This window comes from Streptomyces sp. adm13(2018) (genome assembly GCF_008042145.1).
GTDB lineage: Bacteria > Actinomycetota > Actinomycetes > Streptomycetales > Streptomycetaceae > Streptomyces.
Genome location: NZ_RDBH01000236.1, coordinates 1 through 9,530 on the forward strand (window position 1 = coordinate 1; position 9,530 = coordinate 9,530).

Sequence of the window (9,530 nt, forward strand, 5' to 3'; positions counted from 1 at the left end):
ATGCCCAGACGTTGGCGCATCCCCAGCGAGCAGCCGCCGATGCGGCGACGCGCCCCGGAGCCCACGCCATGAAGATCTCCATGCAGCTGAAGTACGACACCGACATCGTCGCCGCGGCCGGTCAGGTCGCCGAACTGGAGCGTGCCGGCCTGGACCTGGTCTGGGTGCCGGAGGCGTACGGCTACGACGCGCCCAGCTTCATGGGCTTCCTCGCCGCCCGTACGGAGCGGATCGAGATCGGTTCCGGCATCCTCTCCGTCTTCAGCCGGACGCCCGCCCTGCTGGCGATGACCGCGGCCGGAGTCGACGCCCTGTCCGGCGGACGCTGCCACCTCGGCCTCGGCTCCTCGGGCCCGCAGGTCGTCGAGGGCCTGCACGGGGTGCCGTACGCCGCCCCGGTGGCCCGGACCCGCGAGACCATCGAGGTCATGCGCGCCTTCTGGCGACGGGACGAACCGGTGCGTCACGAGGGGCGCACGGTCACGCTGCCGCTACCCGAGGGGCGGGGCACCGGCCTCGGCAAGCCGATGCGGCTGCTGACGGCCCCGGTCCGCCCGACCGTCCCGGTGTGGGTGGCGGCGCTGGGACCGAAGAACGTCCGGATGGTCGCGGAGACCGCCGACGGCTGGCTGCCGCTCTTCTTCGTCCCCGAGTGGTGCGACCGGGTGTGGGGCCCGGCCCTCAAGGAGGGCGCCGCGGCCCGCGGGCCCGAGCTGGGACCGCTCCAGATCTCCGCGGGCGGTCTGCTCGCGATCGGCCCGGACGCCGAGCGGGCCCGGGAGCTGGCCCGCGGACAGCTCGCGCTGTTCGTCGGGGGCATGGGCGCGCCCGGCCACAACTACTATTACGACCTGGTCAGCCGGTACGGCTATGCCCGTGAAGCGGAGACGATCCAGCGCCTGTTCCGGGCCGGGGACAGGGCCGGGGCCGCGGCCGCCGTGCCCGCCGCGCTGCTCGAGGCCACCACGATCTGCGGTACGGAGAGCTACGTGCGGGACCGTCTGGACGCCTACCGCGAGTCCGGGGTCACCCATCTCCAGGTCGTGCCCGTCCCGCAGGAGGGCGAGTCCGAGGCGACGGTGGTCTCCCGTCTGAAGCACATCACCGGCTGACGGGGCGACGCCGGCCACGGAGCCCCGAAGCCGTGTCGGGCCCGGAGCCCTCACCCCTCTCAGTCCCCTCGGCCCTGTCGGCCAGCCGGTCCGGCCGACACTGTCACCTCCGTCAGCCCACAGCGACGAACCCCGACTCGTACGCAAGGACCACCGCCTGCGTCCGGTCGCGCGCCCCCAGCTTCGCCAGGGTGCCGCTGACATGGGTCTTGACCGTCTGCACCCCCAGGAACAGGCGCTCGGCGATCTCCGCGTTGGACATCCCCCGAGCCATCAGCCGCAGCACCTCCGTCTCCCGCTCGGTGAGCTGGGCGCGGGCCAGCGCGTCCCCGGGCTCCCGGGCCCGTCGTCCCTGCACCAGCGAGCGGATCGCGGCGGGGAAGAGCACCGAGTCCCCGGTCGCCACCGTACGGACGGCCTGGACGATCTCGGCGGGTCGGGACCGCTTGAGCAGGAACCCCGACGCCCCTTCCCTGAGCGCCTCGTAGACGTAGTCGTCGCGTTCGAACGTGGTGATCACGAGGACCCTCGGCGGGTCGGGGACGGCGGCCACGAGGTCGCGGGTCGCGGTGATGCCGTCGACGGTGGGCATCCGCACGTCCATGACGACGACGTCCGGGCGCAGCCTGCGGACGAGCGGCACGACCTCGCATCCGTCGGACGCCTCGCCGACCACGGTGATGCCGGGGGCGTTGCCCAGGATGGCGGACATGCCGGCCCGGACGAGCTCCTCGTCGTCGACGAGGAGGACGGAGATTTCCATGATCACGATTCCAAGCGTAGGGGGAGACGGGCGCTGACGGTCCAGCGCCCCGAGGCGGCTCCGGCGCTGGCCCGGCCGCCCAGCAGCGCGGCGCGCTCCCGCAGACTGCGCAGCCCCTTGCCGGTGCCGGAGGCCTGGGGCACCTGCTCGACCAGCCGGTTGGCGACGGTGAGCCTCACCTGTGCGCCGGTGACCGCGAGTTCGACGTCCACGGGTGAACCGGGGGCGTGCTTCATGGCGTTGGTGAGCGCCTCCTGGAGGATGCGGTAAGCCTCGCGGGAGACGACGCCCGGAACGGCGTCCACGTCGGCGGCCGTGCGCGAGCGCACCGTGACGCCCGCCGCGCGGCTGGCCTCCAACAGCTGACCGATGTCCGCGAGCGTGGGCCGCACGGTGCGGACGCCCTGCTCCTCGTCCTTCAGGTAGCCGAGGGTGCGCTCCAGGTCGTCCATGGCCCGGCGACCGGTGTCCTCGATCGCCGTCAGCGCCCGGACGACGAAGTCACGCTCGGAGTCGATGAGTTCGCGGGCCGCACTCGCCTGAAGCACCGTGACGGTGAGGGCGTGGCCGATGGAGTCGTGGAGTTCGCCGGCGAGCCGGTTGCGGGCCAGGAGCTCGTCCGCCCGGCGCTCCGCGAGCGCCAGCCGTTCGGCCGTCGAGGGCCCCAACAGCCTTCGTGCGAGGGCGAGTTGTACGTTCCCTGCCCATACGACCAGTCCGAGCACGGCGACGAGCAGCGGCGGCACGAGGCCCAGGTACCAGATGTGCCGGTGGCCACCGGGGACGGTGACGCCGAGGATCGTGCTGGAGCCCTCGACGGCGGGCGCGGACGCCAGCGTTCCGGTGACGGACAGCAACTGGGCCACGACGCTGGCGACGAGCAGTCCCCACCAGCAGCGCAGCACCAGCCAGACGCTGGTGCGCCGGCGGTCGGAGAGGCTCCGGGCCGGGGCGCGGCCGATGTCGTTCTCGTCGTCAGGAACGAGCAGCAGTCGCGCCTGGATCCCCTCCGCCCGCCGTGCCCCCGGCACCAGGCCGAGCAGCAGCAGGGGGACCACCGGCACGAGGGCGCAGGCCACGAGGGTGCGCGCCAGGTTCTCCGTGATGCCGGGCCACGCAAGGACGCAGACGGGCCCGACGGCCGCTCCGAGCAGCAGGTGGAGCCCTCGGGCGTACGTACGGCCCTGGCGCAGGGCGTCGTAGAGCGTCGACGGCAGACGTCTCATGGTGGATCAACTCCCTCCCCGGGGGGAGGTGACTCCCGCCGCCGGGGGATCCGTCCGGCGCCGCCGCACGGTTGGCTTGAAGACATGAACAGGGACAACGCAACGACGCACGGTGCGGGCGACGCACCGGCCGTCGAAGTATGCGGCCTGGTGAAGGCGTACGGCGACCGGACGGTGGTGAAGGGCCTCACCTTCCAGGTGCGGGCAGGTTCCGTCACCGGCTTCCTCGGCCCGAACGGCGCGGGGAAGTCCACGACCCTGCGGATGATCCTGGGACTGGACCGGCCCACGGCGGGCGAGGTCCTGGTCGCGGGACGGCCGTACGCCCGGCTGGTCGAGCCACTGCGCCACGTCGGCGCGCTGCTGGACGCACAGGCGGCGCATCCGGGCAGGACCGCGCGCGACCAACTGCTCTGCGTCGCCCACGCCGGCCGCATACCGCAGGGGCGGGTCGACGAGGTGCTGGAGCAGGTCGGCATGGACTCCGCGGCCCGTCGCCGCATCGGCGGCTTCTCGCTGGGGATGCGCCAACGTCTGGGCATCGCCGCGGCGCTGCTCGGCGACCCCGCGGTGCTGATCCTCGACGAGCCGGTCAACGGTCTGGACCCCGAGGGCATCCGCTGGCTGCGGCACTTCCTGCGGGGACTGGCGGACCGGGGCCGGGCGGTGCTGATCTCCAGTCACCTGATGACGGAGACGGCGCTGCTCGCGGACCGGCTGGTCGTGATCGGCCGGGGCCGGCTGCTGGCGGACGTGTCCATGGCCGAGTTCGCCGCCGAGCACGGCCGCTCCCGGGTGCGGGTGCGGGCCGACGAGCCGGAGCGGCTGCGGGAGGCCCTGGAACGCAAGGGGCTGCGGGTGGTGCCCGGCGAGGGCGACGCGCTGGAGGTGTACGCGGCGGAGGCCGCCGACGTCGGCCGCTGCGCGGCTCACGAGGGGACCGCCGTCCTGGAGCTGGTACAGGTGGAGGACTCGTTGGAGGAGGCATTCATGCGCATGACCGCCGATTCGGTGGAGTACGGGGGGCGACCCCTCGGAGAGGTGGTCTGACGATGTCTGTCGACGCGGTGCTCCGCTCGGAGTGGACGAAGATCCGCTCGGTGCGTCCGGTCTTGTGGTCACTGCCGCTGGCCGCGGCCCTGCTCGTCGGCATCGGGGCCGGCGTGACGGGGTCGGTCGGCTCGGAGGAGGCGGACGGCCCCGGCTTCGACCCGGTGCAGCTCGGTTACTACGGCATCCTGTTCGCCCACGTGGTGGTGATCGCCTTCGCCGTCCTGGTGGTCGGCAACGAGTACCAGCACGGCGCCATCCGGGTGTCGCTGGCGGCGGTGCCCCGGCGCGGTCTGTTGTACGCGGCCAAGCTCACCGTCGGGGCGGTGCTGGCCCTGGTGGCAGGCGCGGTCGCCTCGCTGGCCACGTTCCTCCTCTCGCAACGTCTCCTCGGCGAGCACGGCGCGGCGTTCGGCGACGCCGGCACGGTGCGGGCGATCGTGGTGGGCGCCCTGTACTTCCCGCTGCTCGCGGTCATGTGCATGGGGTTCACGGCGATGCTGCGCAGTCTGATGCTCTCCATGGGCGTCCTGGTCCCCGTGCTGTTCCTGGTCTCCCCCGTCCTGGCGGAGATCCCCGGCCTGCAGGAGCTGGCCTGGTACCTGCCGGACCGGGCGGGCCAGTACGGACTGCGGCTCGACCCCGCCGCCGCGCCCTACGGCCCCCTGACCGGGGTGCTGGTCATGGCGGTGTGGGCGGGGGCGGCGGCGGTCGGCGGCTGGCTGACGCTCCGCGCACGCGACGCGTGAGCGTCCCGCCGCCGTGAGGGGCGCGTGAGGGGACGGGGATGGTGGGCATCGACGACCGTCCCCTCACGCCGTTCACTGTTCCCGGGCGTGGAGGCGCACCAGGGGCGAGAAGACGTACTCCTCGCCGGCGCCGACCGGGGGTTCGAACAGCTGGTGGTCGACCAGCCGTTCCAGGAGGTCCTCCGTCTGGTGCCCGCCGCACCGCAGCACGGCGGCCGCGCCGTCCGGGGTGAACGCCCGGTCCTCGGACCGGGCGAGGGCGCGCACGGCGTCACGGAGCACGGGATCAAGGCCCTCGTACGCGGACGTCAGCCGTTCCCGTACGGACAGGTCGCCGGCGACCAGCTCCGACAGCCGCCGGTCCTCGTCGGCCAGCCGGTCCGCCAGCCGGGCCAGGGTCCAGTGCGGGCGGGCGGCGAGCCGCATGCCCGCGATCCGCACGGCCAGCGGGATCCCGTCGCACAGCTCGGCCAGGGTCTCGGCCGCCGCCCGTTCGGCCAGCACCCGCCGCTCGCCGGCGATCCGGGCGAGCAGGGAGACGGACTGGTCAACGGTGAAGCGCTCGACGCGGAAGTGCTGGGCGCCCTCCAGGCCGGGCAGCGGGGTCCGTCCGGCCAGCAGGGCGGCGGCGCCGGGGCCGGACGGCAGCAACGGGCGCACGGCGCGCTCCCCCGGCGCGTCGTCGACGACCACCAGGACCCTGCGGCCGGCGACGGCCTCCTGGTAGAGGGCCGCGAGCTCGGGCAGTCCCGTGGGCAGCCCGGACGCCGGTACGCCCAGGGCCCGGGCGAAGCCGCGCAGCGCCGTACGGATCTCGCCGGGCGCGCCGGTGCGCAGCCGGGCGTGCAGGASGCCGTCGGGGAAGTGGCGGGCGACGGCGGCGGCGATCTGGACGGTCAGGGCGGACTTCCCGACGCCGACCGGCCCGTGGAGGGCGGCGACCGGCGCCGCGCCGAACGCGGCCAGCGGCCCCTGCCCGGTCAGGTACTGACGGACCTGGAAGTGCTCGACGCGGCCCACGAAATCCCCGACGCTCTGCGGAAGCTGGACGGAGCGCGGCCCGTCGGCACGGCCGGCGGGTCGCTCCGTGCTCACGGTCCCGGCCCGGGCGTCCTCCCGCAGCACGGCCATCTGGGCCTCGCGGAGTTCTACGCCGGGCTCGATGCCGCTCTCGGCGCGGAGCCGGCGGGCGACCGCGGCGAACATCTCCAGCGCCTCCGCCCGGCGGCCGGAACCGGCGAGCGCGGCGAGCAGCCGGGCGTGCAGGCCCTCATGCAGCGTCTCGTGCCGGGCGATCGGCCCGACCTGGGCGAGCACCTCCTCGTGCTGTCCGCGGGCGAGGGCGAGATCGGCGAGGCGCAGCGCCGAGGCGACGCGCAGCCGGCCGTGCTCGACGGCTGCGGCGTGCCGGGCCAGCCGCGGCGGGGCGCCTTCCAGGAGGCGACCGCGCCAGAGCCCCAGCGCCTCGGAGAGCAGCGCCTGCTCGTGGACCGGGTCGTCGCCGGCGCGGGCCCGCTCCGCCTCGTGCGTCAGTCGGCCGAACTCCAGGACGTCGAGCCGGCTGTCGCCTTCGATCCGGAGCTCGTAGCCGCCGCCGTGCCGCACGACCGCGGTGCGGCCGACGTCGGGGAGGGCGTGCGCGTCCAGCGTCAGCCGGATGCGTGAGATGTAGGTGTGGATCAACTGCCCGAATGTGTCGGGCAGTTCGCCGTCCCAGAGGACTTCGATGATCTCGTCGCGGTCGACCACCTGGTGGGCCCTGAGCGCGAGGAGTCCGAGCAGGATCCGCTGCTTCGGCGTTCCGGTGAGCAGTTCGGCGTTGCCGCGCGTGGCGGACATCCGGCCGAGGATCTTCAGGACCAGCGGGGCGTCCTCGGGGACGTCCTCGTCGGCACCGGTGGTGACTCCGGCCTGCGCCAGCAGGGCGGGTTCGTGCAGAGCTTCGGCGATTCTGCGCAGCGATCCGGATCTCGGAGCCCTGACCCGGCCCCGTTCGATCTCACGGAGCGTCCGCAGACCGATCCCGGACTTCTCGGCGAGGTCCCGCTGACTGACCCCGTTGCGGGTCCGCGCGGCGCGGACCATGGTGGCGACGTCTCGTTCAGCCAACGCCGTCGCCGGACTACCACCCGTCATGACTCCCCCATGGCATGGTCGTTCGTTTCGCCGTCCGTCCCGTCGTGGGCGACGGACCGCGCCGGCGTGATCAGCCGCGGCTGTCCCACTCGTGGATGTCGTCGATGATCGGGCCCTCGGCCGCGACGGTGCTCGTCACGGGCGCCGTGACCTGCTGCTCGACGACGGCCAGGAGGGAGAGGCCGAGCACCGCGGCGATCGCGACACAGGCGGTGCGCAGGGCGCGGGTGGTGGGACGGGTGGAGGTGGTCGCTCGCATGTGCTCGGTCTTCCGTTCGCTCGTCGTTCGTGCTGGCGAGTCAGACTCTGCCGCCTGCCGATCTACGCTGGATAGATCCTGGATATCCGCTCTGACCTGCGGATATATTCCTGCCGCCGGGGATGCCGGGGCAGCTTCACGGCAGGTCGCCGAGGGCCGTGAGGAGAGCGGCCGTGTGGTCGGCGTCGGGCAGCCCGAGCCGGGTGAAGAGCAGGTGGGCCTGGCGGGCGCGGACCACCGCGGCCCCGGTGTCGCCGAGGTCGGCCAGGGTCCGGCCCAGTACCAGGAGGGCGAGCCCCTGGTCGCGTGCCGCGCCGCGCTGCTCGCACAGCACCAGCGCACGCCCCGCCTCCTTGAGGGCCTCCTCCCGGCGTCCCATGGCCCTCAGGGTCTCCGCCAGCCGGTGGCGGGCCTGCGATTCCTGTCCGCGGATCTGCCAGGTCTCGCACAGGTCCAGGCACCGGGTGTGGCTCGCGACCGCCTCGCCGTGCCGGCCCAGTTCGTGCAGTGCCATGCCCTGCACGTACAGCGCGTAGGCGACGCCGTGGTGGTCCTCGACCTCCCGCAGCGCGGCCAGCGCCTCGTCGGAGGCGACGAGCGCCTCCTCCGCAAGACCGCCGCGCAGCCGGGCCTGCGCCGCGTTGAGCCGCGTCACCAGTTCGCCCGAACGGTGCCCGAGCGCGACCGCCAGCTCGATGGCCTGGTCGTAGAAGTGCACCGCGTCCTCGTAACGGTGCTGGAACTGCGCGATCAGGCCGCGGTCGTTGAGCGTCTGACGCAGGATCACCCGGTCGCCGACCCGCTCGCACGCCTCGGCCGCGAGCCGGGCGAACTGCTCGGCCTCGACGAGCCGGGCGCTCTGCAGGGCGGCGTTCCCGCAGACGAAGCGGGCCCGCCCGGCGACGTGGTCGTCACCGCGCAGCGCGGCGGTCTCGGCCAGCGCCTGCGCGGCGGAGGCGAGCTGCGCGTACGGGATGTCCTTGCCGAACGGCGTGAGGGCGATGAGCAGGTCGGCGGCGACCCGCAGGATCCGCGGGGCCGACCCGGCCGGGCTGCGGGCGGCCAGCGTCAACGCGTGGGTGAGGCATTCGAACTCGGTGGTCACCCAGGCGCGTGCTTCCGCGAGCCCGGCGAAGGGCGGCGCGGGCGCCGGGTCAGAGGTGAGGAAGACACCGTCCGGGTTGCCGGGCACCATGCAGTGGAAGGCGGCGCGCCCGGCGGCCAGCAGGTGGTCGAGGAGCGGAGCCAGCACGGGGATGCCGGCCTCGCCGCCGCCGTCGCCGGGCGGCACACCGAGCTGGAGCGCGAAGGCCCAGACGAGGTCGTGGTAGCGGTACCGCCCGGGCTGCGGCGCTTCCAGCATGGCCGCGTCGACCAGCGACTCCAGGATCTCCTCGGCGTCGTAGGCGTCGAGGCCGAGGGCCGCGGCGGCCACCTCCAGGCCGATGCTGGGACGGGCCACCGGCGCGAGGAGCCGGAAGACGCACGCCTGTTCCTGCGGGAGCTGGCGGTAGCCGAGTTCGAAGGTCGCCGCGACGGCGAGGTCGCCGGCGCGCAGCTCGCCGATGCGGCGGCGCTCGTCGGCCAGCCGGCGGGTCATGGTCTCCAGCTGCCAGCGCGGCCGGGCGGCGAGGCGGGCGGCCACGATCCGGACGGCGAGCGGGAGATGCCCGCACGCGCTCACGAGTTGGACCGCGGCGTCGGGCTCGGCCTCCACGCGTGCGGCGCCGACGATCGCGGTGAGCAGCGCGATCGCCTCGTCGGTCACGAAGACCTCGAGGGCGACGGCGGTCACCGCACTGGGGATGCCGACGAGCCGGGTCCGGCTGGTGACGATCACGGCGCATCCCGCCGAGCCGGGCAGCAGCGGACCCACCTGCGCGGGATCCCGGGCGTTGTCGAGGAGCAGCAGCATGCGCCGGCCGTCGAGCAGGGTGCGCAGGAGCCGGGCGCGGTCGTCGGTCATGGCCGGGAGCACGTGCGGGGCCACGCCCATCGCGGCGAGCATGCTGCCGAGGACGGCCGACGGGTCGGCAGGTTCGAGACCGCTGCCGCGCAGGTCGACGTAGAGCTGCCCGTCGGGAAACTCGTGCTTGATCCGGTGGGCGACCCGCAGGGCGAGGGTGGTCTTGCCGAGGCCGCCCATGCCGCTGACGGACGCGACCGGGAGCGAGGTCCGGTCGGGGGCGGTGAGGACCCGGCTCAGCTCCTCGACCTGTTCGGCGCGCCCGGTGA

General features: G+C 74.1%; 8 protein-coding genes. 3 read left to right on the forward strand and 5 right to left on the reverse strand.

Annotated features, from left to right (window positions below; all coding sequences use genetic code 11):
* Positions 1 to 68 precede the first annotated feature (68 nt).
* Entirely contained in the window at positions 69 to 1,112 is a 1,044-nt protein-coding gene (locus EAO70_RS36000; RefSeq protein ID WP_148006996.1) for an LLM class F420-dependent oxidoreductase, read from the forward strand.
* 112 nt (positions 1,113 to 1,224) lie between these two features.
* On the opposite strand, the gene EAO70_RS36005 is transcribed toward EAO70_RS36000, so the two are convergent.
* Positions 1,225 to 1,875, reverse strand: coding sequence for a response regulator (locus EAO70_RS36005; RefSeq protein WP_148007002.1), 651 nt, complete (start codon positions 1,873 to 1,875; stop codon positions 1,225 to 1,227).
* Between the two features lie 2 nt (positions 1,876 to 1,877).
* On the reverse strand, positions 1,878 to 3,101 hold the full coding sequence (locus EAO70_RS36010; protein WP_148006997.1) for a sensor histidine kinase: 1,224 nt from the start codon (positions 3,099 to 3,101) through the stop codon (positions 1,878 to 1,880).
* Between the two features lie 84 nt (positions 3,102 to 3,185).
* Here EAO70_RS36010 and EAO70_RS36015 point away from each other — a divergent pair, with 84 nt between their 5' ends.
* Together EAO70_RS36015 and EAO70_RS36020 are read left to right on the forward strand one after the other, a co-directional pair.
* Positions 3,186 to 4,151, forward strand: a complete 966-nt coding sequence (locus EAO70_RS36015; RefSeq protein ID WP_148006998.1) for an ATP-binding cassette domain-containing protein — start codon at positions 3,186 to 3,188, stop codon at positions 4,149 to 4,151.
* Positions 4,152 to 4,153: 2 nt separating this feature from the next.
* On the forward strand, positions 4,154 to 4,900 hold the full coding sequence (locus EAO70_RS36020) for an ABC transporter permease (RefSeq protein ID WP_222723515.1): 747 nt from the start codon (positions 4,154 to 4,156) through the stop codon (positions 4,898 to 4,900).
* Positions 4,901 to 4,972: 72 nt separating this feature from the next.
* Here the strand turns inward: EAO70_RS36020 and EAO70_RS36025 are convergent, their stop codons facing one another.
* From EAO70_RS36025 to EAO70_RS36035, 3 genes are all read right to left on the reverse strand, one after another.
* Positions 4,973 to 7,009: a BTAD domain-containing putative transcriptional regulator gene (locus EAO70_RS36025; protein WP_187284192.1), complete on the reverse strand. Its 2,037-nt coding sequence runs from the start codon at positions 7,007 to 7,009 to the stop codon at positions 4,973 to 4,975.
* A 97-nt stretch (positions 7,010 to 7,106) separates the two neighbouring features.
* A complete protein-coding gene (locus tag EAO70_RS36030; RefSeq protein WP_148007000.1) occupies positions 7,107 to 7,295 on the reverse strand; it encodes a DUF4179 domain-containing protein in 189 nt (62 codons plus the stop codon).
* Positions 7,296 to 7,431: 136 nt separating this feature from the next.
* The coding region (locus EAO70_RS36035; protein WP_148007001.1) for an ATP-binding protein at positions 7,432 to 9,530 on the reverse strand (2,099 nt) is incomplete at its 5' end.